This window comes from Streptomyces sp. NPDC097981, from assembly GCF_040302565.1.
Lineage (GTDB): Bacteria > Actinomycetota > Actinomycetes > Streptomycetales > Streptomycetaceae > Streptomyces.
Genome location: NZ_JBEORW010000022.1, coordinates 1 through 26747 on the forward strand (window position 1 = coordinate 1; position 26747 = coordinate 26747).

General features: G+C 72.9%; 28 protein-coding genes, 1 tRNA gene and 1 pseudogene. 6 read left to right on the forward strand and 24 right to left on the reverse strand.

Annotated elements, in window-relative coordinates; translation table 11 throughout:
• The 5 genes and pseudogenes from ABTY04_RS21500 to ABTY04_RS21520 form a co-directional block, all read right to left on the reverse strand.
• The coding region (locus ABTY04_RS21500; protein ID WP_352214964.1) for a helix-turn-helix domain-containing protein at positions 1-326 on the reverse strand (326 nt) is incomplete at its 3' end.
• A 47-nt stretch (positions 327-373) separates the two neighbouring features.
• Positions 374-703 (reverse strand): annotated as a pseudogene (locus tag ABTY04_RS21505) (acyl-CoA synthetase); the annotation flags it as partial.
• Positions 704-729: 26 nt separating this feature from the next.
• Complete coding sequence (locus ABTY04_RS21510; protein ID WP_352215077.1) at positions 730-1323, reverse strand: lytic polysaccharide monooxygenase auxiliary activity family 9 protein; 594 nt, start codon at positions 1321-1323, stop codon at positions 730-732.
• Between the two features lie 206 nt (positions 1324-1529).
• Positions 1530-4082: an SPFH domain-containing protein gene (locus ABTY04_RS21515; RefSeq protein ID WP_352214965.1), complete on the reverse strand. Its 2553-nt coding sequence runs from the start codon at positions 4080-4082 to the stop codon at positions 1530-1532.
• An 11-nt stretch (positions 4083-4093) separates the two neighbouring features.
• A complete protein-coding gene (locus tag ABTY04_RS21520; protein WP_352214966.1) occupies positions 4094-5638 on the reverse strand; it encodes a peptidoglycan-binding protein in 1545 nt (514 codons plus the stop codon).
• Between the two features lie 228 nt (positions 5639-5866).
• Here ABTY04_RS21520 and ABTY04_RS21525 point away from each other — a divergent pair.
• Positions 5867-5940 (forward strand) — tRNA-Lys (locus ABTY04_RS21525).
• 190 nt (positions 5941-6130) lie between these two features.
• Here ABTY04_RS21525 and ABTY04_RS21530 read toward each other — a convergent pair.
• The 12 genes from ABTY04_RS21530 to ABTY04_RS21585 all read right to left on the reverse strand — a co-directional run bounded on the left by ABTY04_RS21530 (position 6131) and on the right by ABTY04_RS21585 (position 17497).
• Positions 6131-6856, reverse strand: a complete 726-nt coding sequence (locus ABTY04_RS21530; RefSeq protein ID WP_352214967.1) for a class F sortase — start codon at positions 6854-6856, stop codon at positions 6131-6133.
• 10 nt (positions 6857-6866) lie between these two features.
• Positions 6867-7526: a hypothetical protein gene (locus tag ABTY04_RS21535; protein WP_352214968.1), complete on the reverse strand. Its 660-nt coding sequence runs from the start codon at positions 7524-7526 to the stop codon at positions 6867-6869.
• A gap of 79 nt (positions 7527-7605) precedes the next feature.
• Positions 7606-8385, reverse strand: a complete 780-nt coding sequence (locus tag ABTY04_RS21540) for an HAD-IIA family hydrolase (protein WP_352214969.1) — start codon at positions 8383-8385, stop codon at positions 7606-7608.
• Between the two features lie 160 nt (positions 8386-8545).
• A complete protein-coding gene (locus ABTY04_RS21545) occupies positions 8546-9628 on the reverse strand; it encodes a 2-aminoethylphosphonate ABC transporter substrate-binding protein (RefSeq protein ID WP_352214970.1) in 1083 nt (360 codons plus the stop codon).
• A gap of 25 nt (positions 9629-9653) precedes the next feature.
• Positions 9654-10451 carry an ABC transporter permease gene (locus ABTY04_RS21550; RefSeq protein WP_352214971.1) on the reverse strand — a complete coding sequence of 266 codons (798 nt, stop codon included), beginning with the start codon at positions 10449-10451 and terminating at the stop codon, positions 9654-9656.
• Positions 10438-11415, reverse strand: a complete 978-nt coding sequence (locus ABTY04_RS21555) for a 2-aminoethylphosphonate ABC transporter permease subunit (protein ID WP_502996688.1) — start codon at positions 11413-11415, stop codon at positions 10438-10440. The genes ABTY04_RS21550 and ABTY04_RS21555 overlap by 14 nt, the downstream gene beginning before the upstream one ends.
• Positions 11408-12457 carry an ABC transporter ATP-binding protein gene (locus ABTY04_RS21560; protein WP_352214973.1) on the reverse strand — a complete coding sequence of 350 codons (1050 nt, stop codon included), beginning with the start codon at positions 12455-12457 and terminating at the stop codon, positions 11408-11410. The genes ABTY04_RS21555 and ABTY04_RS21560 overlap by 8 nt, the downstream gene beginning before the upstream one ends.
• Complete coding sequence (locus ABTY04_RS21565) at positions 12454-13179, reverse strand: phosphonatase-like hydrolase (RefSeq protein ID WP_352214974.1); 726 nt, start codon at positions 13177-13179, stop codon at positions 12454-12456. Before ABTY04_RS21565 ends, ABTY04_RS21560 begins: the two co-directional genes overlap by 4 nt.
• Before the next feature lie 5 nt (positions 13180-13184).
• On the reverse strand, positions 13185-14306 hold the full coding sequence (locus ABTY04_RS21570) for a TIGR03364 family FAD-dependent oxidoreductase (RefSeq protein WP_352214975.1): 1122 nt from the start codon (positions 14304-14306) through the stop codon (positions 13185-13187).
• 148 nt (positions 14307-14454) lie between these two features.
• Positions 14455-15219 (reverse strand): GntR family transcriptional regulator, encoded by a 765-nt coding sequence (locus tag ABTY04_RS21575; protein ID WP_352214976.1) that lies wholly within the window; start codon positions 15217-15219, stop codon positions 14455-14457.
• 33 nt (positions 15220-15252) lie between these two features.
• Complete coding sequence (locus tag ABTY04_RS21580) at positions 15253-16029, reverse strand: hypothetical protein (RefSeq protein ID WP_352214977.1); 777 nt, start codon at positions 16027-16029, stop codon at positions 15253-15255.
• A 364-nt stretch (positions 16030-16393) separates the two neighbouring features.
• Positions 16394-17497, reverse strand: coding sequence for an ROK family transcriptional regulator (locus ABTY04_RS21585; RefSeq protein WP_352214978.1), 1104 nt, complete (start codon positions 17495-17497; stop codon positions 16394-16396).
• A gap of 40 nt (positions 17498-17537) precedes the next feature.
• Between ABTY04_RS21585 and ABTY04_RS21590 the strand changes: the two genes are divergently transcribed.
• Positions 17538-18620, forward strand: a complete 1083-nt coding sequence (locus ABTY04_RS21590) for a Gfo/Idh/MocA family oxidoreductase (RefSeq protein WP_352214979.1) — start codon at positions 17538-17540, stop codon at positions 18618-18620.
• A gap of 153 nt (positions 18621-18773) precedes the next feature.
• Here ABTY04_RS21590 and ABTY04_RS21595 read toward each other — a convergent pair whose 3' ends face one another.
• From ABTY04_RS21595 to ABTY04_RS21610, 4 genes are all read right to left on the reverse strand, one after another.
• Positions 18774-19631 carry a fumarylacetoacetate hydrolase family protein gene (locus tag ABTY04_RS21595; RefSeq protein ID WP_352214980.1) on the reverse strand — a complete coding sequence of 286 codons (858 nt, stop codon included), beginning with the start codon at positions 19629-19631 and terminating at the stop codon, positions 18774-18776.
• A 121-nt stretch (positions 19632-19752) separates the two neighbouring features.
• Positions 19753-20406: a YidC/Oxa1 family membrane protein insertase gene (locus ABTY04_RS21600; protein WP_352214981.1), complete on the reverse strand. Its 654-nt coding sequence runs from the start codon at positions 20404-20406 to the stop codon at positions 19753-19755.
• 133 nt (positions 20407-20539) lie between these two features.
• The gene (locus ABTY04_RS21605; protein WP_352214982.1) at positions 20540-20815 is read right to left on the reverse strand and encodes a DUF6412 domain-containing protein; all 276 of its coding nucleotides are present in this window, start codon (positions 20813-20815) and stop codon (positions 20540-20542) included.
• 90 nt (positions 20816-20905) lie between these two features.
• Positions 20906-21700, reverse strand: coding sequence for a class E sortase (locus ABTY04_RS21610; RefSeq protein WP_352214983.1), 795 nt, complete (start codon positions 21698-21700; stop codon positions 20906-20908).
• 56 nt (positions 21701-21756) lie between these two features.
• Between ABTY04_RS21610 and ABTY04_RS21615 the strand changes: the two genes are divergently transcribed.
• Positions 21757-22752: an SEC-C metal-binding domain-containing protein gene (locus ABTY04_RS21615; RefSeq protein WP_352214984.1), complete on the forward strand. Its 996-nt coding sequence runs from the start codon at positions 21757-21759 to the stop codon at positions 22750-22752.
• A 7-nt stretch (positions 22753-22759) separates the two neighbouring features.
• Here the strand turns inward: ABTY04_RS21615 and ABTY04_RS21620 are convergent, their stop codons facing one another.
• Entirely contained in the window at positions 22760-23686 is a 927-nt protein-coding gene (locus ABTY04_RS21620; RefSeq protein WP_352214985.1) for a YDG/SRA domain-containing protein, read from the reverse strand.
• A gap of 89 nt (positions 23687-23775) precedes the next feature.
• Here ABTY04_RS21620 and ABTY04_RS21625 point away from each other — a divergent pair, with 89 nt between their 5' ends.
• Entirely contained in the window at positions 23776-24120 is a 345-nt protein-coding gene (locus tag ABTY04_RS21625; RefSeq protein WP_352215078.1) for a DUF397 domain-containing protein, read from the forward strand.
• Here ABTY04_RS21625 and ABTY04_RS21630 read toward each other — a convergent pair.
• The gene (locus ABTY04_RS21630; protein ID WP_352214986.1) at positions 24041-25027 is read right to left on the reverse strand and encodes a hypothetical protein; all 987 of its coding nucleotides are present in this window, start codon (positions 25025-25027) and stop codon (positions 24041-24043) included. The genes ABTY04_RS21625 and ABTY04_RS21630 overlap by 80 nt on opposite strands.
• Positions 25028-25473: 446 nt before the next feature.
• Complete coding sequence (locus ABTY04_RS21635; RefSeq protein ID WP_352214987.1) at positions 25474-26010, reverse strand: GNAT family N-acetyltransferase; 537 nt, start codon at positions 26008-26010, stop codon at positions 25474-25476.
• Positions 26011-26164: 154 nt separating this feature from the next.
• Here ABTY04_RS21635 and ABTY04_RS21640 point away from each other — a divergent pair, with 154 nt between their 5' ends.
• Together ABTY04_RS21640 and ABTY04_RS21645 are read left to right on the forward strand one after the other, a co-directional pair.
• On the forward strand, positions 26165-26350 hold the full coding sequence (locus tag ABTY04_RS21640; RefSeq protein ID WP_352214988.1) for a hypothetical protein: 186 nt from the start codon (positions 26165-26167) through the stop codon (positions 26348-26350).
• Positions 26351-26403: 53 nt separating this feature from the next.
• Positions 26404-26703: a hypothetical protein gene (locus tag ABTY04_RS21645; protein WP_352214989.1), complete on the forward strand. Its 300-nt coding sequence runs from the start codon at positions 26404-26406 to the stop codon at positions 26701-26703.
• The last annotated feature ends 44 nt before the right edge of the window (positions 26704-26747 follow it).

The window sequence follows — 26747 nt, forward strand, 5'->3', positions numbered from 1 at the left end:
GACCGTCCCAGCCGGCGCGCGATCTCACGGACGCCAAGGTCCTGAGCCTGCCAAATGGCGATGTCCTCGCGTTCCGGGAACGACAGGTAGCGCCCCGACACCGATGGTGAAAGGTTTGGTCCCACGCCTCCAGCGTGGCGGAACCAACGAGCCCCGACCGCGGGCGACACCCCAGCCTCAGCCGCCGCTTCGTCCGTCCGGACTCCCCGGGCGATCGCCGCCCAAAACCGGACTCGGTCCTCACGCCAGGCGACCGTCGGCCGGCCCGGCGACGGCATCTGGCCCCGGTACTTACGAACCCTCCGCTGTTGCGGACCGACACCCATCACTCCACCTCCACCACGAGGTGTTGCAACGATCAGTTGAATCCACCCAGGATCCGGCAGTCGGTGTGCAGGATGTCACGCGCCAGCTCGGGTCCGCGCCGGGTGGGGTTGATCCCGGCGACGGCGGCCCCGGCGAGGGCCGCCGCGCCGAGCCAGAACGGGAACTCGGGGGTGTTGTCGAGCAGCACCCCGACGTGCGGTTCGGCGTCCGGCGGCAGCAGGTCGACGAGCAGCGCGGCGCGCGCGGCGGCCTCCTGGGCGGTCCGGTGGCGGCTGAGGACGGCGGTGTGCGTGCTGCCGCCGTGCTTCAGCCCCGGCCGGTGGTCGCCCCATTGGCCTGCGATGAGCTCCGCGACGGTTCCGGGTGTCGTCCGCATGCCGCGGGAGGGTAGCTGACGTTCCGTCAGAACTGAACGTCGGAGCAGGAGTAGAAGGCCATGGGGGTGTCGTTGACCGTCCAGACGGCCAGGATCATGTGCCGGCCGGTCTTGCCGCTCGGCATGGTGCCCTGGTGGACGGTGGTCATGGCGGGCCGGGCGCCGTTGTAGGCGACGGTGAGGAAGGGCTGGGATTCGAGGGCGGCGCGGGTGAGGGGCTTGGCGGGGTCCCAGCCGTTCCTGGTGACGTAGTACTTGAAGTCGGTGGTGGAGTGGTTGGCGGTGAACTGCCACCGGAAGCCGTAGCTCTGCCCGGCGGTCACCTTGGTGGTGGGCCAGGCGCCGCCGCGCGGGTCGTCGAGCTGCGCGAACTCGCTGTGGCCGCCGGAACATATCTGCCCGTCGGCCGGACCGGCGGCCGGGAAGCCCTTGTAGCCCTCGACGCTCTGCGGCTCCCACTGGATCGGGCCGCAGTCGGAGACGGTCTTGTTGGCGCAGAGCTTCTGGCGGCTGATGGGGGTGTCGGTATAGCCGTGGCTGCTCGCGGTGGGGGCGGTGAGCAGTGCGAGGCCGGCGACGACACCGAGGCCGAGCGCGGCGGCGCCGGCTCGTCTGGGCAGGTGAACGGGCATGCGGACAGGACGCATGATGCTCCTTGAACGTGGGGGGAGTTCGACGAGAGCGTGCGCACATACGGGGATCAGGTCTAGACCAAGTACCAGGTTATTGACGGGAGTTGGCCATGTCCAGACCAATGAGAGAACGGGTGGCCCGGTCGATTCCGGCCACCCGTTCGCTCATCGGTTTCCGCCTTCGCGGTGCCCCCCTACTCCGGACGCCCCGTGTAGAAGGCGACGGTGAGGTCCTTCACGAGGGCCTTGCGCTCGTAGTCGTCGAGCTCGACCAGCCCGCGCGAGGTCAGCCGGTGGACCGTGTCGTCGACCGCGTCCACGACCGAGGTCAGCACCGTGTCCCGGTGCTTGGCGTCGATGGCCGCGACCCGGCGCCGCCGCATGGCCTCGGCAACCTCGGGGGCGTATTCGATCCGGGTCGGCTGGGCCGAGTACACCTCGATGCCGGCTGCCTCGGTCTCGGTCGCCAGCGTCCGGGTCAGGGCGTCGCCGACGGCTTCGGCGTCGCGCAGCGTCGGGGCGTCCTCGTGGAAGGCGTCGGCGGGCAACTGGGACAGGACCCGGGCCATCGCCGATTCGACCTGCTCGGCCAGGTACTCGGTGTGGTCCTCGACGGCGAGGATGGCCCGGGCGGTGTCCTTGACCTGCCAGACGACCTGGACGACGACCTGCAGGGCCAGGCCGCCGGAGTCCACGGCCGGCATGGGATCGCTGCGCCAGTGTCGCAGCCGGACGTCGACGCGGCGGCGCAGCAGGAGCGGACTGACCCAGGTGAGCCCGGTACGGCGGACCGTGCCGCGGTAGCGGCCGAAGAGGGTGAGCACCCAGGCGTGGCCGGCCTTGACGCGGCCCAGTCCGCCGAGCGCGAGCAGCGCGACGATGCCGAGGAAGGCGAGCGGGGGCCAGTGGGTGGCGCGGAGCCCCTGGTAGGCGCGCGGCGTCGCGCCGAAGGCGGCCACGAAGACCGCGGGGACCGCTCCGGCCCGCCAGAGCACCGCCAGGCAGCCGGCGAGGGCGAGCCCGCCGACGCCCACGCCGACCCAGCCGGGCAGCAGTGGTCCGCGGTGCTCCCGGAGCCGGTCGTCGCCGCGCGGAACCCTGCGCCCGGGGGCGGGGCGGGGTGCGCGGGCCCATGGCGCGGCGGCGGGGCCGTGGGAGTCGGCCGGATCCGGGGCTCGTGCGCCGGCCCGGGGTCCGGCCGGGATTTCGGACAGGGTTCCGGCCCGGGCCGCGGTCTGGGCCCGGGCCTCCCCGAGGAACGGGAGGCGCACCGGCACCTCGGTGACCGCGGCCCCGCGGACCGGCGCGAGGCGGGGCAGGTCCTGGGCGTCCTCCCCCTCGTGCTCCGCCCCGCTGTCCGCGCCGCGGGCCATCCCGCGGGCCACGGCCTGCGCGACGATGTCGGCGACCGGGCCGGGCACCCCGGTGGGCGGGGGCTCGGCCGGGCCCGCCGGAGGGTCGGCGCGGACGGCCTCGGCACCGGCGTCGGCGTCGGCGTCGGCGTCGGCACCGGCGTGCGGCTGCGGGAAGTGCAGGACTGCGGGCCCGGTTTCGCCCTGCGGGTGCGCGGGGCCGTGGGCCGCGGGCGCGGGGGCGGTCCGGGGCCCGGCGGGCGGCCACCCCTCGCCGTACCGGTGCGCGGGGCCGTCCGCCACCGGCCCGGCAACGGCACCGGCACCGGCACCGGCACCGGCACCGGCATCCGCTTCGGGGCCGGCCGGCGGCCAGACCTGGCCGTGCGGGGGCGGGGGTGCGTACCCGGGACCCGCGCCGTCGAAGCCCCGCAGGCGCAGGGTGGCCGTGCCCGAGTGCGACGCCTCGTCGTGCGCCGGGTGCGGGATGTCGAGGCCCTGAACCGCCGGGGCCGGTACGCAGACCAGGGGATCGGGCTCCTGGCCGTACGGGCTCCCGCCCGACTCGGCGCGCTCGACGGCCCCGGCCGGCGTGTGCACCGGCTCGGGCTCGACCCGGATCCGGGCCGGCCGGACCTCGCTCCAGGCGGTGTCCGCCGCCGGGCGGCCGTGCGGCAGGGCGACCTCGCGGGGTACGGCCAGCAGCCTGGCCGGGATACCGGTGACCCAGGCCCGCCCGGCCGGCCGGTCCGGCTCGGCGGGATCCGCCGCAGCAGCCTCGACCGCGGGCCCGGCCTGAGCCGCATACGCCGGCACGGACTCGGGGGCGGGCCCGGACTCCGGACCGGCCTGAACCGCGTACGGCAGCGCAGGCTCGGGGGCGGGCCCGGACTCCGGACCGGCCTGAACCGCGTACGGCAGCGCAGGCTCGGGGGCGGGCCCGGACTCCGGACCAGCCTGAACCACGTACGCCAGCGGGACCGCAGCGGCCTCGGGCTCGATCGCGGGCCCGGCCTGAACCGCATACACCAGCGCAGGCTCGGGGGCCGGTCCCGACTCCGGACCAGCCTGAACCGCGTACAGCGGCGGGGTCACAGCGGCCTCGGGCTCGATCGCGGGCCCGGCCTGAGCCGCGTACGCCAGCGCGGGCTCGGGGGCGGGCCCGGACTCCGGACCGGCCTGAACCGCGTACGGGAGCGCGGGCCCTGTCCGGGCCGCGTGCGGGAGCGGGGATGCCGGGGCGGGCTCGGTCGAGACCCGTGCCGGGGCCGCGTACAGCTCCCCCGTGCCCCGCAGGACCGGGGCCTGCGGGGGCAGCGGGGCGATCGGGGGCACGGCTGCCGCCGGGGGCACGCGGAAGGTGCCCGTCGTCGAGGTGGTGCGCGTGGGGTACATGTTTGCCTCCGTCATGCGAACAGCCGGCGCCAGGTCTCCGGGCCCGGATAGCCGTCGGCCGAGGCTCCGCGCCAGCCCTGGGCGCGCTGGAAGGCCTCGACGCTGCGGCGGTCGGCCTCGCTCCAGGCGGGCCCCGGGCCGGATGGGTAGTTCTTGCCGAAGCCCTTCTTCACCAGCTGGCGGCCAAGGGCGGTGATGAGCGGGTGGGAGGACCCTGGGCGGAACACCGAAAGGCCCGGATAGGCCGGCAGCCCGGCGGGGTCGCGCAGGGCCCGCACCCCGGCGGGGCCGGGCCGGGCCGGCACCCCGGCAGGGCCACGCAGGGCCCGCACCCCGGCAGGGCCACGCAGGGCCCGCACCCGGGCAGGGCCGGGCCGGGCCGGCACCCCGGCAGGATCGCGCAGGGCCGGCACCCCGGCAGGGCCGCGCAGGGCCGGCACCCCGGCGGGGCCCGGCGCGGCGTCCACCGTCGGCCAGATGTCATTGCCCTTGTGTTCGACCAGCAGCTGCCAGGTGTGCGCGCCCGGGATCCCGTCGGCGTCCGCGCCCGTCCAGTCCTGGGCGCTCTGGAACGCCTGGGTGGCCAGCCGGTCGGCGTCGCTCCACACCGTGCTCGCCCCCTTGGGGTAGAAGCGGCGGCCGCCCCGGTCGATCAGCATCCGGGCCAGCTGGGCGACGTGCTCGTTGTTCGCGCCCGGGCCGAACTGCGAGGCGCCGGGGAAGACGGTCGGGACCGCCTGCTTCGGGTCGGTCGCCGGGTCCTCGGTGATGCCCGTCACCCCGTTGAACCGGTACGGGAGGTACTTCGTCGCGTTGTTCCAGTAGCCGTAGGGGGTGGCCTGCTTCCGCGTGATCGGGCGCGTCTGCTCGTAGGCGATGTAGTGCGTGCGCGTCTCGTCGACCCATCCTCCGAAGAGGGTGACGTGCGAGCCGTTGTTGGGGTCGGCCGGGTTGTGGAAGAGCAGCATGTCCCCCGGCAGCAGCTCCTCCTTGGTGATCTTGGTGGCGAATTTGTCGAGGCTCCCGGTCCACTCGTTCGTACCAAGGTTCCAGGCCATCGAGACGAAGCCGGAGCAGTCCTGCCGGTAGCCGTCGGACCAGTACGCGGACATGCTGTACGGGACCTGCGCGTCGAGCCACAGCTTCGCCCGGTTGATGATCGACGTCCGGTCGATCCGCTTGATCGCCGACGGCGCCCCGGGCGCACCCGCCGGTTTCGCCGGTGCCGGACGGCCGTGCAGCGGGGACCGGCCGCCCTGTGGGGAGCCGGGCCCGTCGGCGGATCCCGAGCCGTCGACAGAGCCCGGGCCGTCGAGGGAGACCGGCTCCGAGCCGGGCACGGGGATGGCCGCCGCCAGTGCGGCCGATCCGCCGCCCAGGGCCACGCCCGCCGCGGCGGCCAGCACCAGCGCCCGGCGGGCCCCGCGGGCGGCCGGGTGGCCCCCGTCACGAAGCGGTATGGCCCGCGCGCGGGCGAGAGCCCGACGGCGGTGCGCGCAGCCCGGGCAGACACAGTCGACTGCGGGCTCGTACTCCTCGAAAACGGGCATCGGCATCGATGCAGGCATCTGCACACGCATCGGAGGCTGGATCGTCATGCGGTTCCGTCCACTCCCCTGCTCGTCGCTGGTCCGGCGGGCCATTCATCTGTCGGGGCGTCAGATTCGGCTCGGCCCAGACATATCGTGCACGATAAACCCCTCAAACGTGAGCTAATCGGATAAGCCGGGCGCGGCTGGTCACGAGCACGGCTGGAGGTGGGGTAGAGTTTTCCCTGTCAGCAAGCGCCGCTAGCTCAGTTGGTTAGAGCAGCTGACTCTTAATCAGCGGGTCCGGGGTTCGAGTCCCTGGCGGCGCACAGACAAGGGGAAGCCCCTCGTAGCGAAAGCTGCGAGGGGCTTCTTCGTCATGCCCTCCGGCCCTAGAGCGGCGGGCGGGTCTCCCGCGCCGGGTCCCGGACTCCTCCCGCGGTCCGGACGCGCCCGCGCGGTCGAGGGCCGGACCGGCCGGCGGCGGGGCCAGGTGCGCGCGACCGTGCGCGCGTCGCCTCACGCCGCCGCGCCGGGCCGGACTCCCGCCCCCGCTCCGGCTCCTGTTCCGGCACCGACACCGGCACCGGCGCTCATTCCCGTCAGATAGGCCGAGACCACCACGTTCGCCGTGTACTCCTTGGCCGCCTTGTCGTACGTGCCCCCGCAGGTCACCAGGCGCAGTTCGGCCCGGCCCGCGATCCGCGGGCCGTACGCCCGGTGCGCGTCGAAGCGCGCGCGCTCGTAGACCCGTACGTCATCGATCGTGAACTCGGCGACCGATCCGTCCGTCCGGAGCACCCGGACCTTGCCGCCCGGCTGCGCCGAGCTCAGGCCGAAGAACACCGCCGGCTTCGACACCGTGTCCACGTGCCCGACCATCAGCGCGGCGCCGGCCTCGCCAGGCTTGGCGCCGCCGCCCCACCAGCCCACCGTGCCGGAAAGCTCGAACGGCGGCGGCTCGATCGCGCCTCGGGCGTCCAGACCCCGGGAGATCACCGGGGCCCGGATGCCCAGCGACGGCACGTCGACCCGTGCGGGCACGGACGCCGCCAGCGGGGCGTGCGCGGCGGGCAGCCCGGGAACCGGGATCGCCGACTCTCCGGCCATCCCGGCTGACGGGCTCGGCGGGACGCCGGTGATCTCGCGGCCCCACAACCACAGGCCGAGCACCAGTACGGACCACGCGGCGAAGGTCAGCAGCCGCCCGCCGCCGGAGGACTTCGGCTCCCCCGAGCCCGTCACCGGCGGGCCCTCACTCGCCGCTGCGGCGCCGGCGCAGGGTCAGTGCCCGGAACGCGACGGCCAGGGTGGCCGCGGCGGCGAGCACGGCACCGACCACGGTGTGCGGGAGGCCGGGGCCGTCACCTCCGTGGTTCTTCTCGGCCGCCGCGACCTGGTCCCGGGCCTGGGCCGCCCGGGCCGTCTCGGCGAGTTCGGCGGACATGCCGCCGCCGCCCGCGTGGACCGGCCGGACGGGCGACTGGTGGGGGTTCGGCCGGTCGCGGTCGCGATCCCGGTCCCGGTCCTTTTCGTGGTCGTCGCGGCGGCGGACGACCTCGATGGAGCCGCGTACGCGGTCCTCGCCTCCGTCGCACTTCACCCGGATCTCGTGCCGGCCGGGTTGGGCGTGCGAGCCGACCATCGCGTCGCCCGACAGGGACTTGTCCCCGTCGTGCCCGGACGACAGGTGGACCTCCGACACGAAGACCGCGGACCTGGCGGACGCCCATTTGTCCTCGCAGCCGCGGACGCGCAGCTTGACCTGCGCGCCCAGCTCGGCCTGGTGCGGATCGACCGTGACGCCGCTGCGGTTCTCCTCGCCCGCCAGGGCGGTGGGCGAGGACACGGCGGTCACGGCCGTCAGGGCGACGGCCACCCCGGTGGCACGGAGAGCGATCAGAGCACTGCGCATGGTGAACCTCCTCATCAAGGAGATTCACGCGCGCGGCGGCGCTCCGCATCCGGAGCGCCACGCGCTTGACCCGTTCGGATCAGACGAGATCGACCAGGTCAGCGATGGAGTCGACGGTCTTGGTCGGGCGGTACGGGAACTTCTCGGTGTCCTCGACGGAGGTCAGTCCGGTCAGTACGAGGAAGGTCTGCATCCCCGCCTCAAGCCCGGCCAGGACGTCGGTGTCCATCCGGTCGCCGATCATCGCGCTGCTCTCGGAGTGCGCGCCGATGGCGTTCAGGCCGGTCCGCATCATCAGCGGGTTGGGCTTGCCGGCGAAGTACGGCTGCTTGCCGGTCGCCTTGGTGATCAGTGCGGCGACGGCGCCGGTGGCGGGCAGCGGGCCCTCGGTGGAGGGGCCGGTCTCGTCGGGGTTGGTGCAGATGAAGCGGGCGCCCGCGTTGATCAGGCGCACCGCCTTGGTCATCGCCTCGAAGCTGTACGTCCGGGTCTCACCGAGGACCACGTAGTCGGGCTCGTGGTCGGTCAGGATGTAGCCGATGTCGTGCAGGGCGGTGGTCAGGCCGGCCTCGCCTATGACGTACGCGGTGCCGCCCGGGCGCTGGTCGTCGAGGAACTTGGCGGTGGCCAGCGCCGAGGTCCAGATGTTCTCGACGGGGACGTCGAGCCCCATGCGGGACAGCCGGGCCTGGAGGTCGCGGGGGGTGTAGATGGAGTTGTTGGTCAGGACCAGGAAGGGCTTGCCGGATTCGCGCAGCCGCTTGATGAAGGCATCGGCGCCGGGGATCGGGGTGCCCTCGTGGATGAGGACCCCGTCCATGTCGGTGAGCCAGGATTCGATCGGCTTGCGCTCTGCCACTGGACTGTTCTCCGCTCTCGGTGGCCGTGACCCTCTGACCTGTGACCGCTGGTCTGTACGACCCTATCGGGGCCGGGCCGTGGACGCTTTCGGCGTCCACAGCCCGGACCGCGGGGCCGGATCAGCCGATCTTGACGTCGTCGACGGTCCGTGCAACCGGTCAGCTGCCGGTTGCCGACTTCCACGCGTCGACGTGGCCGGCGAGGTTCTTGTCGATGTCGGCCCAGTCCGGCTCGAAGACCTCGACGCCGGTCATCAGCTTGGTGAGCTCGACGGCGTTGGCGTCGGTCGGCTTGACGTCGGTGCGCGCCGGGAAGCCGCCGCCGACCGCGCTGACCAGCTTCTGGGCGTCCTCGCTGAGGAGGTAGTCGAGGAGCTTCCTGCCGTTCTCGGTGTGCGGGGCCCTGTCCACCAGGCCGGCGGCGTACGGCAGGGCGAAGGTGGTCGGCTTGCCGCCGTCCTTGGCGGGGAACCAGATGCCCAGGTTCGGCATGGACTTGGACTGTGCGAAGTTCATCTGGACGTCGCCGTTGGCGACGAGCAGCTCGCCCTTGTCGGTCTTCGGCGCGAGCTTGCTGGTGGAGGAGGACGGGCCGACATTGTTGGCCTGGAGCTTCTTCAGGTACTCCATCGCCGGCTCCTTGCCGCCGAAGTCGTGCATCGACTTGACGAGGACGGCGGTGCCGTCGCCCGCGACGCCCGGGGTCGAGTACTGGAGCTTGCCCTTGTACTTGGCGTCCAGCAGCTCCTCCCAGGTCTCGGGCGCCTCGGCGAGCTCCTTCTTGTTGTAGACGAAGCCGAAGTAGTTGTTGACGACCGAGGTCCACTTGCCGTCGGCGGCCTTGTCCGCCCCGTTGACCTTGTCCGAACCCTGCGGCTTGTAGGCCTGGAGCAGGCCCTTGCCGTCCGCCTGCTGGATGAACGGCGGCAGGGTGACCAGTACGTCGGCCTGGGTGTTGGTCTTCTCGCGGACGGCACGCTGCACCATCTCGCCCGAGCCGCCCTCGACGTACTTGACCTCGATGCCGGTCTTCTTCGTGAAGTCGGCGAAGACCTTGTCGTACCAGCCGTCGCCCTTGTCACTCTTGAGGCCGTCGGCGCTGTAGACGGTGACGATCTTCTCGCCGCCGCCCTTGGAGTCGGTGGAGGAGGACGATCCGCCGCAGGCGGTGAGGCCGGCGGCGAGGGCGAGGCTGCCGGTTGCGGAGGCGGTGACGCGCAGCAGCATGCGGTTTCTGGACATGGAACTTCCTCACGGGGAAAGGGAGTCAGCGGTACGTGGCTCTGGTGCGGATGCGTGAGACGGCCAGGAGGACCAGCAGGGTGGCGGCCATCAGGACCACGGCGACGGCGGAGCCGCCGAAGAGCGAACCGCGGTCGGTGGCTGTGAAGATCCGGACGGGGAGGGGCGTCCAGTCCGGCGGGTACAGCATCATCGTGGCGCTCAGCTCGCCCATGGACAGGGCGAAGCAGAGTCCGGCGGCCGCCGTGAGGGACGGCAGCAGCAGGGGCAGCTTGACCCTCCACAGCACGTACGCGGGACGGGCGCCCAGGGAGGCCGCCGCCTGCTCGTACGCGGGGTCGAGACGAACCATGGCGGCCGAAACCGACTGGTGGGCGAACGCCGTGACAAGAATCGTGTGCGCCAGGATCACGATTGAGCTGGTGCCGTTGAGCAGCAGCGGGGGCTTGCTGAAGGCGACCAGGACGGCGAGGCCGACGACCACGGACGGCACGGCGACGGGCAGCATGAACAGGGCGTCCAAGGAGCGCTTTCCGTGCCGTTTCAGCCCGGCTGCGGCCAGCGCGGCCCAGGTGCCGACGGTGAGCGCGAGCAGGCTGGCCGCGAGGGCGGTGACCAGCGAGGTGGTCAGCGCCTGGAGGGATTCCCCCTGGACGGCGGAGGCGTAGTTCCCGGTCGTCGGGCCGGAGGGGAAGGCGCCGGACCAGTGGGTGGAGAACGACGCGGCCACCACGACGAGCAGGGGCAGGGCGAAGAGGGGCAGGAAGAGGAGGCCGAACAGGGCCCAGGCGGCCCAGCGGCCGGTCCTGCTATGCACCAGCACGCTTGCTCACCACCCGGTAGAGGCCGAACAGGCCGACGGATATCGCGATGTTGACGACGGCGACCACGCAGGCGGCCGCGTAGTCGGATTCGAGGATCGCCTTGCCGTAGACGAGCATCGGGAGCGTGGTGACGTCCTTGGCGCCGGTGAACAGGACGATCCCGAACTCGTTGAGGCACATGACCAGGACGAGGCTGCCGCCGGCGGCGAGCGCCGGGAGCGCTTCGGGGAGGATCACCCGCCGAATGATCCGGGCGGGCTTCGCGCCGAGCGAGGATGCCACCTCCAGCTGCGCGGTGTCGAGTTGGGAGAAGGCGGCCAGCAGCGGGCGCATCACGAAGGGCGTGAAGTACGTGATCTCCGCGAGCAGTACGCCCCAGGGGGTGGTGAGGAAGTGGAACGGCCCCTCCGCGGTGCCGGTCACGTCGGTCCAGAGCCCGTTGGCCATGCCGACCGTGCCGTAGATGAAGAGAAGGGCGAGGGTGATGAGGAAGGAGGGGAAGGAGAGGAACACGTCGATGAACTTCGCGACACCGCGGGCCCCGGGGAACGGGACGAACGCGATGACCAGCGCGAGCACGAAGCCGAGGACGAGGCAGCCGGCGGTGGCGCCGGCGGCCAGCCAGACCGTGGTCCCGAGCGCCTCGCGGAAGGCGCGGGAGCGGAAGACGGAGGCGTACGCGTCGAAGGCTCCGCCGCCGTTCTCGGGAGTGAGGGACTGCTGGACGACCAGCGCGAGGGGATAGAGGAAGACCAGCGCGAGCAAGGCCACGGGCGGCACAGCCCAGATCCCCCCGCGCGGCAGCCGCAGCGAGCGGCCCCGGCCCTGTGCCGCCCCGGCCTTGACGGCCGGCACGGCCGGCACGACCGGCACGACCGCAGGCCCGGTTCCGGCCGGGCGACCGGGCTCCGCATCCGGCGGTGCAGTTGCCACGGCAGCGGCCGGCGGCGTGGCCTCAGCCATCGGACACCCCCGCCGACAGCAGGACCGCGTCGCGCGGTTCGAAGTGCAGTGTCACCTTGTCGCCCGGCGCGGGCGTCTCGCGCAGCTCCGGCAGGTCCGCCTTGACGCGGTGGCCGCCGACGTCGACGTACAGCCGGTGGGTCGAGCCCCGCCACTGCACCTCGGTGATCGTGCCGGCCAGGGCGTTGGGGCCGTCCCCGAGGCCGAGCAGGTGCGGCCGTACGCACAGGGTCGCGCTCGCGCCCGGCACGGCCCGCCCGCGGTCCAGCTCCAGCTCCCGGCCCGCGAAGAGCGCCCCGGAGTCGGCGACGGTCACCGGCAGCAGGTTGGCGTTGCCGACGAAGGAGGCGGTGAACTCGGTGCGCGGCGCCCGGTACAGCTCCTGCGGGGTGCCGCAGTCCTGGAGCCGGGCCTTGTCCATGACCGCGATCCGGTCGGCGAGCGTCAGCGCCTCCACCTGGTCGTGCGTGACGTACAGAATCGATACGTCGGGCAGTTCGCGGTGCAGCCGGGCCAGTTCGGCGAGCATTCCGGAGCGCAGCTGCGCATCGAGCGCGGACAGCGGCTCGTCGAGCAGGAGCACCCCGGGCCGGATCGCCAGCGCGCGGGCGATCGCCACGCGCTGCTGTTGCCCGCCGGAGAGCTCGCGCGGGTGGCGCCTGGCGTACGCCGCCATCCCGGTCATCTCCAGGGCTTCGGCGACGCGCCCCGGGATCTCGGCCCTGGGGGCCTTCTGCGCCTTGAGGCCGAACGCCACGTTCTGTTCCACCCGCATGTGCGGGAAGAGCGCGTACTGCTGGACGACCATGCCGATGCCGCGCTTGTGCGGCGGGAGGGCGGTGACGTCCCGGCCGCCGATCAGTACCCGGCCCGCGGCAGGCCGTACGAAGCCGGCGACCGCGCGCAGCGCCGTGGTCTTGCCCGATCCGGAGGGGCCGAGCAGTGCCATGACCTCGCCCGGCTCGACGGTCAGGTCGAGCCGGTCCAGCACGGTGTTGCCGCCGTACGCGACGGACACCGCCTCGAAGCGGATGCCGCTCACGGCGACTCCAGCAGGAGCGAGGGCAGTTCGGCGACCGAGCCGAGGACGTGGGTCGCGCCGTGTGCGGTGAGCGCCGCGAGGTCGTGGGCGCCGGTCAGGACTCCGGCCACGGTCCCGGCGCCGGAGCGGCGGCCGCCGAGCATGTCGTACGCGGTGTCGCCCGCGACCACGACGTCCCGTACGTCGTCGACGGCGCCGGTGCGCAGGAACGCGACGAGGACCATGTCGGGGTACGGGCGGCCGCGGCCGCCCGCGTCGGCGGGGCAGAGGGTGAGGTCGGCCAGGCCCTGCCAGCCGAGGGCGTCGAGGATGGCGTCCTGGGTGACGCGGGCGAAGCCGGTGGTCAAGACGACGGTGCGGCCGTCGGCGCGGAGCTTCTCGATGGCCTCGCGGGCGCCGGGGACCGGAGCGATGAGCCCGCTGTCGACGAGGTCGCCGTACGCCTCCTCGAAGGCGGAGTTGGCGCGCCGGGCGAGCTCCTCCGCGCCGAAGAGGTGGCGGAAGACGGAGATCTTCGACTCGCCCATGGTGTCGCGGACGTACCGGAGCTTGGCGTCGTGGTCGGCGGTGCCGGGCTCGACGCCGAGGCGTTCGGCGGCGCGCTCGAAGGCGCGCTCGACGAGGCCGCCGTCGGCGACGGTGGTGCCGGCCATGTCGAGGACGACCAGGTTGCGGCGGTCGCGCCTGCTGTTGCTGTCGGTGTCGGTGTCGGTGTCGCTCATCTTCTCTACCAGCCCAGTTCGTTCGCGGTGGTCTCGGCCATGGCGGGCGAGCAGGTCATCCCCCGGCCGCCGGGTCCGGTCACCAGCCAGACGCCGTCGGCAACCTGCTGGCGGTGGACGACGCGGGTGGTGTCGGTGCACTGCGCGTACACGCCCGCCCAGCGGTGCCTGATCTTCGGCAGCGGGCGGCCCAGGAAGGATTCGACCACCTCGGTCAGGTGGTCGTACGGGTCTTCGAGCGTGTCGAACGCGAAGGGGTGCTCGTACTCGTGGGTGTCGCCGATGGTCAGTCCGCCGTCCTGGCGCTGGACCATGAGCAGCTGCATCCTGTGCGCGGCGGCGACCGGCGCCTGCGGCTGCCCGGCGTTGAGGGCGTCGAGGGCGTGGCTCCGGTACGCGGGGTAGTAGCGGAAGCTGTCGGCGTCCGCGATGGAGGTGGTGAGCGGCTCGCCGAGGGGGGCGGTCTGCATCATCTGCAGCCGGACGCGGCGTACGGGCAGGTCGGGCGCCAGCTCGCGGACCAGTCCGGACAGCCAGGCGCCGGTGGCCAGGATGACGGCGTCGCCCTGGTGGACGTCGCCGTGGTCGTCGCGGACGGCGCCGTTCCCGACGACCTCGCGCACCTCCCGTCCGGGCAGGAAGGTGTACCGGCCGGTCGCCCGGAGGGCCTCGCGCAGGTGGAGCTGGGCGGTGCGCGGCTCGACGGCCGCGTCCCGCTCGCACCACAGGGCGGCCTCGAAGGTTCCGCGCAGGGCGGGGTTGATCTTCCGCGCCTCCGCGGCGGTGACCAGTTCGTAGCCCCGGGCGGCGGCGTCGGGGCGGGCGGCGGCCGCCTCGGCGACGGCGTACTCGCGGGCAGTGCGGACCGGAGTGAGGGAGCCGATCGCGCGGAAGCCCAGGCCGGGCACCTCCGCGCCGATCCGCTCCCAGAGCTCACGGGCGCGCAGGGCGGTCTCCAGCTCCTCGCCCCCGGCCCGTCCGCTGACCCAGATCTGGCCGAAATTGCGCAACGATGCGCCGCGGGCCTCCGCTTCTCGCTCGATCTGGACGACCTCGTGGCCGCGTTGGACTGCTTGCCAGGCGTGCATGGTGCCGACCACGCCGCCTCCGACGACTATGACTCTCACGCGGTCCACGGTCGTCGCGGCCCGTGGACCGGGGGGATCGGAGCGGCAACGGGACGGTGAACAGCCCTCGACACTCGGACTAGACCCGTTACCTTATCGTGATGCGCTCATGCCCCTTTTCGCCATCTTGGCGGCGATCTGCTCGGGGCTATTCGGGCCGCAGGTGGGCCGTGAAGCTGAACCGGTCGCCACGGTAGAGCGAACGCACCCGCTCCAGGGGGCGCCCGTCCCGGTCCCGCGAGAAGCGGTGGATGAGCAGCATGGGGAGGGCGGGCGGGGTGCCGATCAGCAGGGCCTCGCGGGGGGTCGCGAGGACGGTCTCCAGCTTCTCGTCGGCGTCCCCGAACGAGATGCCGAGCCGGTCGAGGAGGTAGCCGTAGAAGGAGGAGTCCGGCTGGAACTCGGTGTCCAGCCGGGGCGCCCGCGCCACCCGGATGTACGTGCTCTCCAGGCCCACCCGCTCGTCGTCGGCGAGCAGGACGCGCTCCAGGTGCCAGACGGGCTCGCCGGGCTCGGCGCCGATGCCGGGGGCCAGCTCGGACGGGCAGGAGAACCGCTCCAGCCCGATGAGATTGCGGCCGGGCCGGCGGCCCTGGCGGCGTACGCCCTCGGTGTAGCTCGCCAGCGACAGGGGCTGTTCGAGCTTCGGGCCGGCGACGACCGTACCGCGGCCGGAGCGGCGGAGCCGGCCCTCCAGCAGGAGCTCGCGCAGGGCCTGCCGCACGGTCTCCCGGGACACCTCGTACCGCTCGGCGAGATCGCGCTCGGTGGGCAGCAGGCCGCCCTCGCCGAGGTCGTCGATCAGGTCCGCGATCCGGGCCTTGACGGCGTAGTACTTGGGGATGCGGCCGTGCTCCGGGATACCGGATCGGACGGGCGAGCCGGGGCGGTGGTGCCGGTTCTGTTCTTCCACCCTCGGACTGTACGCGGGCCGGATGTACGGAGATCAGCGCGCGGGAGTCCGCAGCCGCCGGGCCGCCAGCAGGAGCCCGGCGCCGCAGGCCAGGGCACCCGCCGCGCCGGCGCCGTACATCCAGCCGCGGGGCCCGGTGTGCGCGAGGACGCCCGCCTCGCCGGCGCCGTACATCCAGCCGCCGGGCCCGGTGTGCGCGAGCGAGCCGGTCTCCTCGGGGCCCTCGACGGAGAACCGGTAGCCACCGGACTCGCCGACCCAGTCGCCGTCGTCGCCCCGGCGCTGGACGAGGGCGGCGTCGGCGACGACCTCGCCGGGGGGCGTGTCGGGGGCGAACGCCAGACCGACCTTGACGGTCAGGGTGCCGCCGGCCCGCACGGCGAAGCCGGAGAAGGCCTCGCCCCCGTCGAAAACGGCGATGATCTCGTCGCGGTCGCTGCGTTCGAAGCTGACGGGGAACGTCCCCCCGGGGGCCTCGAACTCCATCCGGAAGTGGGCGGGCAGCAGCGCGCGGTCCTTGTCCGTGAACACCACGACGGGGTGGATGGCGGTGCACTCGGAGTTCGTCGTGTTCGTGAGGTCCAGGAGCCAGGTCTGCGGCCCGCCGCCGGTCCGGTACACAGCCGGCCCGCCGCGGATCCGCGCGCCGATGGGGAAGGCACTGCTCTTCCCGTCGCCGCAGGTGGCCTCCATCCGGGACGGCAGCGCCGGCGCCGGTCGGGCGCCGCCGTTGCCCACGTCCGCGGCCGCGTGCGGCGCGGCGAGGGCGGCCAGGACTGCGGAAAGGGCAAGGGCTTTGCGCAGTCGCATGGAAGACCCTTCGCTGCTCGCCGGACGGGAGGATGGTCGGACGAGGCGACAATCACCCCGGCCTCCCCGCACCCTCCCACGCCCCCGCATCACCCCGACCCCTGCCGCGCCCGAGTCCCGCGCTTTACGCCTGATCGGCCCACCGAGCCGGCTCACCGAGCCGGGCCACCGAGCCGGGCCACCGAGCCGGGCCACCGAGCCGGGCCACCGCCGACGCCCCCACGGGCTCGCCGCGGGCGACGCACCAACCACCGGGCGGCACCGACACCGGCGCCGGCACCGCGCGCCCCTCAGCCGCAGCACCGGCTCAACCCCAACACGCAGGGCCGGCTTCTTGCATGACGTCGGGTCGGGCGGTGGAGCCTCAGCGCACGCGGCCGAACAGCGGGGCCAGGGCCAGTTCCGCCGCGCCCTCGGCGACGCCGTCCTCGGACGCCTCGACCTCCGGAATCGGGCCGCCCAGGGTGCGGGCCGCCAGGACGCGGCGGACGCCCTCCGTGAAGACCTCCGGGGCGGAGTCCACCACCCGTCCCCCGAGCCACACCCGGTCCACGTCCAGCAGCGCGACCACGTTCGCAGCGCCCTCGCCCAGGATCCGCGCCGCCTCCGGGAGGTCGCCGCGGTCCACCGCCGCGAGGCAGAGCACCTCCGCGCAGCCGTGGCCTCCGCACCGGCAGAGCGGGCCGTCCAGGCTCAGAACCTGGTGTCCGAACTCCCCGGCCGCGGACCGCTCCCCCCGGTAGACCTCTCCGTTGAGCCGGAGCCCGGCCCCCAAGCCGGTGCTCAGGTGCAGGTAGAGCGAGGTTCCGAAGGCCCGGCGGCCGGGGGCGGCGGCGCCCGCGTTGGTGTCCTTGTCCAGCACCACCGGCGGGGCGTCGGGTCCGAGCCGCTCCGCCACCGCCTGCCGCAGCGGGAACCCCTCCCAGTCGGGGTGTCCCGTCACCCGCCCCAGTACGCCGGCCTGCCAGTCCAGCGGCCCCGGCGCGGCGACGCCCACGCCCAGCAGGGACCGCGTCCCCGCCTCCCCGCACAGCCGGAACACGGCGTTTGCGACCTCCTCCGCAGCGACCTCCGGTCCGGCCCTGAAGTCCAGGGGGCCTCGGAACCGTTCGACGACGGTGCCCGCGAGGTCCACCCATACCGCCCGCAGCTCGTCACGGTCCGCGTGGACGCCGACGGCGTGCCGGGCACCCGAGGCCAGCCGGAGCAGCGTCCGCGGCTTGCCCCCGGTGGACGCACCGCGCCCGGCTTCGGCGACCAGCCCCTCCGTCCGCAGCCGAGCCGCGATCTTGCTGACGGCCTGCGGGGTGAGACGTGTGAGGGCCGCGAGGTCGGCGCGGCTGAGGCCTTCGACGCCCGCCTCGCGCAGCAGGCCGAGCACCAGCGCGTCGTTGTGCCCGCGCAGCGCCGGTAGGTTCACGCCGCTTCCGTTGCCCTTGCTCTCCCAGTCCACCTCTCCATTGTCCACCCTCCTTGCACTTAGGCAACACTGTTGCCAAAGTAGGCCCATGACCGCCACCACCACCCCCCTCCGCGTCGGCCTCATCGGCTACGGACTGGCCGGTTCCGTCTTCCACGCGCCGCTCGTCTCGGCCACCGACGGGCTGGTCCTCGACACCGTCGTCACCGCCGACCCCGGCCGGCAGGCGGACGCGCGCGGGGCGTACCCCGACGTCCGGATCGTGAGCTCCGCGCAGGAGCTCTGGGACCTCACCCCCGCCGTCGGCCTGGTCGTCGTCGCCTCCCCCAACAAGACCCACGTCCCGTTCGCCACGGCCGCGCTGAACGCCGGCATCCCGGTCGTCGTGGACAAGCCGCTCGCCGCGACCGCAGCCGAGGCCCGCGAACTCGCCGCCCTCTCCGAGAAGACCGGCACCTTCCTGTCCGTGTTCCAGAACCGCCGCTGGGACAACGACTTCCTCACCCTGCGCCGCCTCATCGCCGACGGCGAACTCGGCGAGATCCAGCGCTTCGAGTCCCGTTTCGAGCGGTGGCGCCCCCAGCTCAAGGGCGGCTGGCGCGAGTCCGGGGCCCCGGAGGAGGTCGGCGGCCTGCTGTACGACCTCGGCAGCCACGTCGTCGACCAGGCACTGGTGCTGTTCGGTCCGGCCGTACGGGTCTACGCGGAGACCGACGTGCGCCGCCCCGGCGCCGAGGCGGACGACGACACCTTCATCGCCGTCACGCACGCGAGCGGGGTCCGCTCCCACTTCTACGTCAGCGCGACCACTGCGCAGCTGGGTCCGCGCTTCCGCGTACTGGGCTCCCGCGCGGGCTACGTGAAGTACGGGCTCGACCCGCAGGAAGCGGCCCTGCGCGACGGGCAGCGGCCGGGCAGCGGGGAGGCCCCGTGGGGCGAGGAGCCCGAGCACCTGTGGGGCCGGGTGGGCTCCGGCGAGTCCCCGCTGACCGGCGGCGGGACCCCGGTTCCGACCGTGCCGGGCGACTACCCCGCGTACTACGCGGCGGTGGCGGCGGCCCTGCGCGAGGGCGGCCCGGCGCCGGTCACCGCGCACGAGGCGGCGCAGTGCCTGGCCGTGCTGGAGGCCGCGCGGACGTCGTCCCGGGACGGGGTCACCGTCAGCCTGTGACCTGCGGCCCGGGACGAGGGCGGCGTCCGGCAGACCGGCGCCACCGGATCGCGGCCGGGCAGCGCTGAGCTGCGCCGCGTACGCACCCACCCGTACGGGACGAGGGGGCGGACCGCCCTGGACGGTCCGCCCCCTCGTCCGTACCGCCCGCCGTTACGCGCCCTTGAACTCCTGGCGCTGGCGGCCGAGCCCCTCGATCTCCAGTTCCACGACGTCGCCGGCCCGCAGGTACGGCTTCGGCTCCGGCTGGCCCATGGCCACGCCCGCCGGGGTGCCGGTGACGATGACGTCGCCCGGGTACAGGGTCATGAACTGGCTCAGGTACCGGACGACCTCGCCGACCGGGAAGATCTGGTCGGCGGTGTTGCCGTCCTGCCTGAGCTCGCCGTTGACCCACAGCTTCACGTCCAGGGCCTGCGGGTCCCCGACCTCCTCGGCGGTGACCAGCCACGGGCCCAGCGGGGTGAACGTCTCGCAGTTCTTGCCCTTGTCCCAGGTGCCGCCGCGCTCGATCTGGAACTCGCGCTCCGAGACGTCGTTGACCAGCGTGTATCCGCCCACGTGGGCCAGGCCCTCCGCGGCGGAGGACAGGTAGCGGGCGGTGCTGCCGACGACGACGCCGAGCTCGGCCTCCCAGTCGGTCTTCACGCTGCCGCGCGGGATCAGCACGGTGTCGTCCGGGCCGGCCACGGTGTCCGCGGCCTTGAGGAACAGGATGGGCTCGGCCGGCGGCTCGGCACCGATCTCGGCCGCGTGCCCGAAGTAGTTCAGCCCGATGCCCACGATCTTGCCGATCCGGCCGACCGGCGCACCGATCCGCAGGCCTTCCGCGTCCAGGACCGGAAGCCCGCCGGACGCCGCCGCATCCCGCACCCGGGACAGCACGGAGTCGTCGGCGAGCAGGGCGCCGTCCACATCCGTGATCAGGCCGGAGAGGTCGCGCAGGATTCCGTCCTGGTCGAGCAGGGCGGGGCGCTCCGCTCCGACCGGTCCGACACGCAGCAGCTTCATGGGCATTCTCCCGTGGTCGTGAGTGGTCGGCCCAGGGCGTGCCCGGGCCTGCCGATGGGTTGCGGCCATCGGAGAATTTGGTTGATCCTCCAAGATGCCCGACCGATCCGCAAGACCCTGTTCACGGACTGGAACGCACGAGCTTCCCTGCCTGCCGCTCCTTGCGGTGCTGGAGCCAGGCCCGCTCCGCCACGGACCATGCGGTGGTGGTCACCAGGTACAGCCCTGCGGCCAGCGGCACCACGGCCGCCGTGACCAGCGTCCCGAACGACAGCAGGGGCAGTACGCCGCCCAGCTTGCGCAGCGTCTCCCGCCGCTCGGCGCTCACCTCGGCGGCGACGCCGGGCTCGCCTTTCGGCTGGAGGACCGGCGCCCCGGCGGCGGCCCGCCGCCCTCGTACGGCGCTCCACGCGGCGACCGCCGCGATGGCCGCGAACAGCCCGAGGAAGACCAGCCCCTGCGCCCCGAGGAGGCCGCCCTCCCCGAGGGCATCGCTCCACCGGGCCCCGAGCGGGGCGGCGAACAGCCGGTGGTCCAGCAGCTCGCCGGACGAGGAGAAAGCCCGGTACATGAGGAAGAACACCGGCAGCTGGAGCAGCACCGGCAGGCAGCCGGCCACCGGGGTCGCCCCGCGGAACGCGGCCCGGTTCAGCGGATGCAGGGCGAGCCGCACGAGCACGGTGAACAGGACGATCGCGGCAGCGGTGGCCGACTCGGCCAGTACGGGCTCCAGGAGCCGGCCCAGCTCGGCAACAAGATGAGTGAATACGGACACGCGGGCCCTCCGAAGGGTCTCGTCGAACGTCGAAAGAACTGCATTTCGGCGCGACGACCCACGAGGGGCACGACAGCAAGGAAAGGAAAGGAAGAACTCGGAAGCACTGCGCGTCTGCGAGTACTGCGCGCCCCTACGCGGCCGTCGGGACGGGCCGGCCGGGCGCCCTGGGCCGCGACCGGCCGGAGGCATCGGGATCGCGCTGCGGCAGGAACGCCGTGCGCTGCTCGCGATCGCGGATCGCGGTGCGTATGCGGTGCGGCGGCACGGGCCGTACCAGGCGGGCTGCGAGGGCCGCGGCGCCCACGGCGACGGTGGTCGCGAGGGCGACCACGACGGCGCCCAGCCCGCCCTCCCCGGCGAACGCACCGAGGAACCCGAGAATCCCCGGAAACAGGAGCAGGGACATCAACAGGGGCATCAGCAGTCGCCCACGATCATGCCGAGCCATGCGGTGCCCCCTCCCAAGATCCGTACTCAACAAAGAGAAGAACGCGGGTTATCGCCTCAAGGTTCCCCACACCACGAGCCGATATTTGGAGGTGTACTCGGGCGTGCAGGTGGTGAGCGTGATGTACGCGCCGGGCTCGCTGTACCCGTACTCCGGCCGGACGGTACTGCGCGGCACGGGCGCGATCACCCCGGTGTCCCGCTCGCCGGTCTCCGCCAGAACCTTCCCCACCACGTACGTGTACCTCTGCCCCCGTACGTCGACGATCAGCTCGTCCCCGGCCCGCAGGCGGTTGATGTACCGGAACGGCTCGCCGTGGGTGTTGCGGTGCCCGGCGAGCGCGAAGTTCCCCTCCGCTCCGGGCTGCGCGGTCCCGGGGTAGTGCCCGACGTACCCCTTGTCCAGCACGGCCCGCTTGTCGACCCCCTGCGCAACGGGCACGACGACACCGAGCCGCGGGATCCGCAGGACCCCGTACGCCGACTCCCGCGCAGGCGCCGGCGGCGGCTTGGCGGGGCTCGCGGAGGAAGGGCGCGGAGAAGGAGACGCAGAGGGAGCCGACGCCGAACCGGCGGAGACGGAGGCGGATGAGGGAGAGGGAGAGGGAGAGGGAGAGGAATCGGAAGGGGAGGCGGTCCAGTCCCGCTCCAGCTCCCGGACCTGCTCGTGCGCGGCGGCCAGGGCCTGCCGGTTGGTCCACCACACCTGGTGCACCACCAGCAACAACACCACCACGCCCACGGTGACGGTCAGTTCGGCGACGCCCCACAGCACCCCGGCGAGACCGGCGCGCCGCCCCCGCCGGCCACCCCCTTGCACCACCACACGCATGTGATCCCGCACGGCCCGCACCTTAAGTCCTCCCCCGCCAACAGACCAGCGGCAGTACGGTGTGAACCATGCGCCCTGACACGCCTGCCGAGCACATCGCCGAAGCCGAGCGCCTCATCCGCACGGCGACCCGTTACCCCGAGGACCAGGAGCCCTTGCTCCTCCAGGCCGCGGCCCACCTCGAACTGGGTGACGCCCGGGACCGCGCCAGCGCGCTGTACGACCAGCTCCTCGCCTCCTCACCCGCCGACCCGCACCTGATCAAGGCGCTCCAGGCCGCAAACCTGTGGGAGTACGGCCACGAGCCCGAGGCCCGCGCCCTCATCCAGGGGATCCGTGCGGCGGCCCCCGCGGACCCGGCACCCTGGGAGGTCATCGCGGAAGCCCTCGAAGCACACGACGAGTTGACCGCCTCGGAGGAGTGCTTCACCCAGGCGGCCACTCTCCTGATCACCGAGAGCACGCCCCTCACCCCGGCCACCACGGCCCTCCTGACGGGCCGTCACCGGGTCCGCCGCCTCCTCGGACTCCCGCACGACGACTGGGACATGGTCGCCGACACCCGCCACGTCGGCCCGATCCCGCTGGACGAGCTCCACGACCCCAAGCGCATCTGGGCCCTCGGCTCCGACGACCCGGCCGAGCTCCGCGCCGAGATCGCCCGCCTCCGCGCCGAACTGGGCGACCGCCGCGCGGCCCTCTCCCGCCCGTTCCCGGTGGCCATCCTGCACTGGCCCCAGCGGGAACTGGCCGAGCTCCTGACCAGCTACCCGACCCTCACGGCGGAATACCCCTCCCACGAGGCCCACCTCACGCACATCGAGACGTCCCTGCGCGCCCTGGCCGCCTCGGGCACCACGAACCTGGGCATCGTCACGGCCAGCGTCCCCTCGTACGAGGCGTTCGCGGCATCCGAGAAGACCTCCCCGGCCTCCCCGTCCCTCCTCCCGGAATACGCGACGACCCTGGCAGCCCGCGGCAAAGCCACCCCCTGGCCCCCCACCCCCACCTCCCCCTGCTGGTGCACCTCGGCCAAGCCGTACGCGGAGTGCCACGGGGGATAGGAGAGTCCTAAAGGAGCCTTCCCGCCCAGCGTTCCCGGTGCTTGCGCGCGAATTCGACGCCAATGTTATGGCCCTTGACCCGCGCAAGCGCCGCACGGAACTGCCCAGTGAGTCCATCGATCACGTTGAGCTCGTCAGTCAGCTGCAGCGCCCCCCGGTCGAACAGGGCATGGCAGTTAGGGCACAGGCAGAGAACGTTCTCAATCCGGTCGTCACCGAAATGCGGCTTGCCAACGGCCTGTATGTGCGCTGCTTCGCTGTACGCCTCGCCCTCTGGGGAGACAATCAGCCGCGAGCTACAGATCTGGCAGGTGTTGTTGTGAAGCTTCTTCACATCGCTAACGACCTTGGAGTCTCGCACAAGCCGATCTTGCGAGATGTAGCGACGCGCCTGCTCCTCGAAGGTCGTCTCTGCACCCGCCAACGGGTCCACTGACTGAGGATGCGGAAGCTGCTCAGACGTAATCTTGAGCAACTTGAACTGGCATATGCGGAAACCTTCCTGCCCAACCATCAGCCAGTGATCCGCCACACGAAAGAGCCCGCGATACACGTAGCCCTTAGTCGCTCGCCGGCGCTTGCCTGTTGTAACCCCCAGTCCCTCGATCACTCGCACGGGATACCCCATGGCTTGCGAGACAACGAGCGCAGCGTTACCTCTCTCCCCGACAGACTGATCGGCGACCATCCTGCCTGAATCTCGATCGCGCCCCCCTTCTCCCGTATAGATGATCACGTCGCCTTCATCGCGATCATCCACGTATCCGCCGGAGAGAACGATCGAGTCAGCACCCGTCTTCTCGACCCCGGAGATCCCACGACCGCTGAAGCGATGAACTCCCTTGGCGTGGAGCTCCGCATGCCCCTTAAACCAGTCACCCTCGGTCACACCGTCAGGGGTGCCAAATGCAATGGAACTTGAACGCTCGCCCATGGGCGCATCATGTCAAATGATCAATGAGAGCCCCACCCATTTGCGACGATCACTGCCGCTAGCCTGACTCTGGAGGAACACTCCCGATGATGGCTCTCACCAACCCCCTGTGGCGAAAGAGCAGCTACAGCAACCGCACTGGTGGCGAGTGCCTCGAAGTCGCCCAGGCCGCTGAGTGCATAGCTGTGCGCGACTCGAAGCCCCCAGGACCCCGTCCTGCTCTTCCGCCCACATGCTTGGGCGGCGTTTTTGCGATGCCCCGTCCCGTCCATGACCGTTCAGTGACCGACCGACAGTTGCTTGTCTCTCAGGCGGGATCCTCGTCTGCCGAGGGGAAACCCGTAGTTCCGGGCCTCAGTCCGGGCCGGGGAAGAGCAGGAGCTGTTGGTGGCCGCGGGCGTGGGCTGTGGGTGGGGTGGGGCGGGGGGTGGTGAGGGTGAGGAGGGCTCGGAGGGCTGCGATGACCTGGGTGGGGGTGTCGCGGACCATCGACGGGGTTGCGCTGACCACCAGGATGCCGTGGGACTCCAGGCGCAGGCGGCGCAGGAGAGTGGCGTGCCAGGCGTCGCGCGTGTAGTGGTACTCCGCCGAGTCGACCTCCAGGGCCACGCCCTCCTCCGGCCAGTACGCGTCCGGGCTGGCCAGGAAGGCACCGTCCGGGCTGTACAGGCGGGCGTTCCACAGCGGGGTCGGCAGGTCCGTCGCCGCGAGGGCGTCCCGGGCCAGGGCCTCGGCGATCGAGCGGACCCCGGCGACCAGCTCCGACGCGGCGGCGCGGATCGCGGGGCTCGTCAGCAGGCGGGCCGCGCGGAGCTCGGCGTGCAGGTCCTGCGGGTGGCACCAGCCGGCCTGGACCACCTGTGCCAGGGTCGAGCGGATGCGGTCGGGGTCCTCGGTGCGGGCGGCGAAATCGGCCGCCGCACGCACCGGGCGGGTGCTCGGGACGCCCGATACCGCGATGGTGCGCGGCCAGCGGGCGGTGGTCAGGGGGCGGACCTCCGGGGTGCCGGTGAGCCGGCGCGGGGCGCGGATCAGGACGTCGGCCGGGGTGTGCGGGACGTCGCGGATGCCGAGGAGGGCCAGGGCGGCGGCGCCGGTGAGGGCGGCCGTGTCGCCGGACAGCGGGTCCGCGGCGGGCTCGGCGGCGTACAGGACGGCGGCGAGGGCGCGTTGGCGGTGGTCCGGGGGGCCGGTCTGCAGCAGGTAGACCCGGGGCAGCAGGCGCTGCCAGGGCCCGCCCGGGCGGGTGCGGGAGGTGATGGTGCCATCGGGCACCCCTGCGGTGGTGAGCTGGTGGCGGGTGGCCAGGTTGAACTGCCGGCGGGCGGCCTGCGAGGCCATCTGTCCGGTCGTCCGCCCGGCCGTCGTCGGCCTCGTCGCGCCGGTTGGCGGCCTCGTTGCTCCCGTCGCTCCCGGCGGCCCGGTCTGCTTCGTCGGCCCCGTCGGCCCCGTCGGCCCCGTCGGCCGCATCTTCTTCGTCCGCTTCGTCGTGTTCCCGGAGGCCGGACTCGTGGTCTGCCCAGTCGCGCTGCCGGGCGTCCGGTCCGTGGTCCCGCCCGCCGGATGGCTCGTCGGCTGTCGGGCCGTGCTCTCGGATGCCGGCCTCGGGGTTCGCCGGGTCGTGTTCGCCGTCGGCCGGTTTGCGGGCCGGCCTGCGGTCTGGCGCAGCGGTTGCCCGGTTGTGTTCGTGGGCAGGCGGCTCGTCGTGGTGGTGAGCGGGCGGCTGGTTGTCCGGTTCGGCGTGATCATGCTGGCGGTATGCCCGGCCCCGTGCCGGAGACACCCCGTTAGCGGCCCGGGTGGTCCGGGGACAGGAAGACGATCACCCCCGTCTGCGTGCCTGGCAGGGCGGTGACCTCGTGCCAGCCCAGGCGCCGGTACGTGGCCACCGTGTCGGTCGCGAGGCGGGAGGTCAGCAGCCAGGCCCGCCGGTCCGGGGCGTCGGCGGTGATCTCGGTGAGCAGGGCCCGGCCGGTGCCGTGTCCGCGCGCGTAGGGGCGTACGGCGAGCTCGTCTATCTCCAGCGCGCCCGTCAGGAGGTCCCGCACCCGCTCCGGGCCGAGTTGGGCCGCCACCTGGGCGTATCCGCGGTTCTTGGGGAGGGCCGCCGGGGTGGTCCAGCCCGTGGCGAAGCCGTCGATGCCGGCCGCGGACTGGGCGAGAGCCGTACGGAAGCCCCGGCGCCGGGTGTCGGCCTGGAGGCGGACCGCGAACTGCCGAATGGTTTCTTCATCCTCGTTCCACGGCGGGGCGGAGAAGACGTCGGCATAGGCGTCGACCAGCTCGTCCGCGAGATCGAGGACGGCCCGTCCGTAGCAGATCACGATGTCCGAGCTCCTCTTTTTCCCGTTTGGGGTGGGAGAGTCAATTTATGCCCGTCCGGTTCCCGGAGCGCGTATCGCACGGATCCGGCGAGTGTGCGACAAATCCCCTCCCCGCGCTCCGTGTCGGGGGGACCCGGCGCGCGTTGAGCAGCCCGTGTATGGACTCGACGGACTACTTCGGGCGGTGGGCCGGTGCGTGCTCGCCTTCCTCCTCGTCCTGGGCGTGGTGGCCGTGCTGCCGCGCGCCGTGCAGGACGCCGTACCGGACGGTGTGATCGGCGGGGCCGTCCTCGTCCTGGGGGCGCTGGGCGCCCGCCGGGCGGTCAAGCCCCCGCGTTAGCCTCGCAGTAATACAAGTGGGATCAGACGACTTCGACTTCAGGAGAGTTGGGCATGGTGCGCGTACCGAGTTCCGCAGTGGCGGCCGCCGGACTGGTCGGCGGATACGCCGTCGCCCGGTGGACCAAGAAGCGCCCGCTGGGCGGCGTCGTGCTCGGCGCCGCCGGGCTCGCCGCCGGGCGGGAATGGCACCGGCGCGGCGGGGCCCCTGCGGCCGCCGGGCTCGGCGCGCTGTACCTCGCCGGATTCGCGGGCGCGCACCCGCTGGCCAAGAAGGTCGGGGCCTGGCCGGCCGTCCTCGGGGCGGCCACCGTCGTGGCGGCCGCCTCCTGGGCCGTGGCCGACCGCGGCTGAACCGGCCGAGGCTGAACCGGCCCGAGCGCCGGACCGGCCCGCCC

Coding starts and splice junctions, on each gene's coding strand:
- ABTY04_RS21515 (WP_352214965.1), bottom strand. CDS start 4,082: ATGTACCCCACGCGCACCACCTCGACGACGGGCACCTTCCGCGTGCCC.
- ABTY04_RS21520 (WP_352214966.1), bottom strand. CDS start 5,638: ATGCCGATGCCCGTTTTCGAGGAGTACGAGCCCGCAGTCGACTGTGTC.
- ABTY04_RS21535 (WP_352214968.1), bottom strand. CDS start 7,526: ATGCGCAGTGCTCTGATCGCTCTCCGTGCCACCGGGGTGGCCGTCGCC.
- ABTY04_RS21545 (WP_352214970.1), bottom strand. CDS start 9,628: ATGTCCAGAAACCGCATGCTGCTGCGCGTCACCGCCTCCGCAACCGGC.
- ABTY04_RS21555 (WP_502996688.1), bottom strand. CDS start 11,415: ATGGCTGAGGCCACGCCGCCGGCCGCTGCCGTGGCAACTGCACCGCCG.
- ABTY04_RS21565 (WP_352214974.1), bottom strand. CDS start 13,179: ATGAGCGACACCGACACCGACACCGACAGCAACAGCAGGCGCGACCGC.
- ABTY04_RS21580 (WP_352214977.1), bottom strand. CDS start 16,029: ATGCGACTGCGCAAAGCCCTTGCCCTTTCCGCAGTCCTGGCCGCCCTC.
- ABTY04_RS21590 (WP_352214979.1), top strand. CDS start 17,538: ATGACCGCCACCACCACCCCCCTCCGCGTCGGCCTCATCGGCTACGGA.
- ABTY04_RS21595 (WP_352214980.1), bottom strand. CDS start 19,631: ATGAAGCTGCTGCGTGTCGGACCGGTCGGAGCGGAGCGCCCCGCCCTG.
- ABTY04_RS21605 (WP_352214982.1), bottom strand. CDS start 20,815: ATGTCCCTGCTCCTGTTTCCGGGGATTCTCGGGTTCCTCGGTGCGTTC.
- ABTY04_RS21615 (WP_352214984.1), top strand. CDS start 21,757: ATGCGCCCTGACACGCCTGCCGAGCACATCGCCGAAGCCGAGCGCCTC.
- ABTY04_RS21620 (WP_352214985.1), bottom strand. CDS start 23,686: ATGGGCGAGCGTTCAAGTTCCATTGCATTTGGCACCCCTGACGGTGTG.
- ABTY04_RS21625 (WP_352215078.1), top strand. CDS start 23,776: ATGGCTCTCACCAACCCCCTGTGGCGAAAGAGCAGCTACAGCAACCGC.
- ABTY04_RS21630 (WP_352214986.1), bottom strand. CDS start 25,027: ATGGCCTCGCAGGCCGCCCGCCGGCAGTTCAACCTGGCCACCCGCCAC.
- ABTY04_RS21645 (WP_352214989.1), top strand. CDS start 26,404: ATGGTGCGCGTACCGAGTTCCGCAGTGGCGGCCGCCGGACTGGTCGGC.